Below are 2,673 nucleotides of genomic sequence, written 5' to 3'. Positions count from 1 at the left end.
ATTGTGCTACTTCGACAGATGATGTACATGTTGATTTATCTGTTCTAGTAGATGAACCTGCAACAGTTCGTATTGATGCTGACAAAACAAATTTCTGTTTTGGAACATCTGCCAGTTTAAATGCATTGGTAACAGGTGATGCAGGTCAGGTTAAATGGTATGTAAATGGAGGAGATGATCCTGTTTCATTGGAAAATCCTTTTGTGTTTTCCGGATATGATGCAGGAACCTATGTAGTTAGGTGCGAAGCTGAAAATGGATGCGGTTTGGCATTTGATGAAGTTACCTTAGAAGTATTGTCTGCACCAGTTTTAAATTCATTAACTGTAAACCCTGATCTTTGTGAGAATAAGGATATTATTTTAACTGCAAATGCAACGGGTAATGGAACAATAGTCTACAATTGGAAAGAAGGAACCACAGATTTGACTGAACAAGGTTCAATATTAAAATTTCCGGCAACAATGGCTCACAGAGATCTTACCTATTCAGTAAGTGCAACCAGTGTTTATACAACTGTTGATGGTAGTGTTGAATGTACCGGAGATCTCACAATTCCAATTGATAATTTAGATATATACCCTAATGTTACAATTAGCGATCCTTTAGACGATGCCAATCTGTGTGAAGGAAATGGGAATCATATTTTTTCAGTTTTACTATCTCAAGCTGAATCATTCTATAATTTTTCATGGCAAAAAGACGGTACTGATGTAGAAGGAGATGCTGCTCAGAAAATTATAACTCCAATAGAACTTTCAGATGCGGGAGAGTACAAGGTTACAGTTTCGAACAGATGTGATACCAAGTCATCTATAGCAAATTTAACAGTGGTGCCCAAAATGCTTGTGAATGGAATTACTGAAAGCGCGACCGGTCCTTTCTGTAGTCCAACAAATGTAACCGTTACTTTTGATGATAATGGAGCTGTAGCTGAGTACAAGGCCATAAAACCAGATGGTTCTGAAATTGTGATTACAAATCCATACACATTCGAAGTAAATACAACAAGCGAAGGGACATGGGAGTTTATTGCTGTGCCAAATTGTGTTGGTGATAATTTCACTCATAAATTTACATGGAATCTGATTCCTGATTTTGGTGCGGTTTCGATAAATGATGTTGCTACCTGTATTGGAAAAGATGTTGACTTTGTGGTTGAAGTAAAGGATGTTTCACTTTTGTCGGAATTGACTTACGAATGGAAAGACAATACAAATACAACCCTTATAGGAGAAAATAAGGACTTCTTGAGTATAACGAATGTTCAGGATTCAGATTTAGGAGAATATAAATGTATTGTAACCGATCAGTGTGGAAATTCAAAAACAGCAACAGCTAATTTAAGTATTGAAAAAGCAACTACTTCTACAACAGGAACTGCAATTGAAAAATGTGTTGGCGATACCGATTTCCGTATTGATATTGCTTATACAGGAACTCCAAACTTTGAGTGGCGTTTTGAAAATAAAGCAGGAGATGTAACAATCTTAAGCGAATCAACAGGTTCACTAACCGTTAATCCTGTAACAGTTAATGATGCAGGAATATATTATTGTGCAGTTACTTTAATTTGTGGAGATGTTGTTAATATTCAACGAGAGCTTATTGTACACGAACATGTTTCTATAGTTTCTCCTGCCGATGAAACCATTCATATTTGTCAAGGAGAACAACCCGTTCTTAATATTGAAGTGAATGGAGATGCAGATATTTATACTGTAAGTTGGACCAATGATGCTGATAATCCACTAGTTGGTTTTGGAGATGTAAATCAGGTCCAATTAAGTAAACACGATCTACCAGGAACTTATACTTACAAAGCAAAAGTAACAAGCCTTGGAAATTGTGATAATTTGGAGAAAAAGTATTTTGTTGAAGTTCACGAGAAACCAATACTAAGTACCATTGATAACAACGTAAACAAATGCGCTGGCCTCGTTGAGTTAAAAATCACAGAAAGAGGAGAACATAATGGGATTAGTTGGTGGAAAGATGGAGCTTTAGTCACTGATGGTAATACAGTTGCAACTGATTTTGTAATTAATCCTGCAGCAAGTCCTTATGATGACGGAACTTATGCAGCTAAAGTAAGTTCTGATTATTGTGGTGATAATCAGGTTTCTATTAATTTAGATGTTAAAAACAATATTGTAATTACAGCTCAATCTTCTGCAACATCTACAGTTTGCGAAAATGACGAGTTAAGTTTATTTGTTACCGCAAATGCAGGAGAAGATGAAATTCATTACAAGTGGTATAAGGAAACAGAACCAGGGACAAGATTGTCGGATCAACCTACTTACCGTATTAGCAATGCTGAATTAACACAAGCAGGAACTTACAAAGTAGAACTGTATAATGATTTGGGTTGTGGAAATCAAACACTATCATTTGATGTAGTGGTAAATAAAAATCCAACTGTTACAAATCCATCTGATAAAATAATTTGTGAAACTGAAACTTCAGTTGATTTTACAGTTTTAGGAGATGCGCAAGGAGGAGTAAATTATCAGTGGTACAATAGTGCAGGTGAAATTGTTGGAGCTACATCAGCAACTTATACCGAAACCACTTTAGTTGATGGTGAAACTTATTATTGTGAAGTTACTGGTATAGTTGGAAGTTGTGGAACGGCAACATCCGAAAAAGCAACTCTTACTATTATCAAAG

The 2,673-nt window shown here is 35.8% G+C and carries 1 protein-coding gene; it reads left to right on the top strand.

Translation table 11 applies throughout. The annotated features are described in order from the left end of the window. Nucleotides 1–2,673 (top strand): Ig-like domain-containing protein (locus NQ163_RS20415; RefSeq protein WP_268192162.1); only part of this gene is annotated, 2,673 nt, incomplete at both ends.

Origin of the sequence: Marinifilum sp. D737, from assembly GCF_026672275.1 — a bacterium.
In the GTDB taxonomy this organism is placed as follows: Bacteria; Bacteroidota; Bacteroidia; order Bacteroidales; family Marinifilaceae; genus Marinifilum.
Note: the sequence above shows the minus strand (reverse complement) of the source record. Positions and strands in the feature narration are given on the sequence as shown.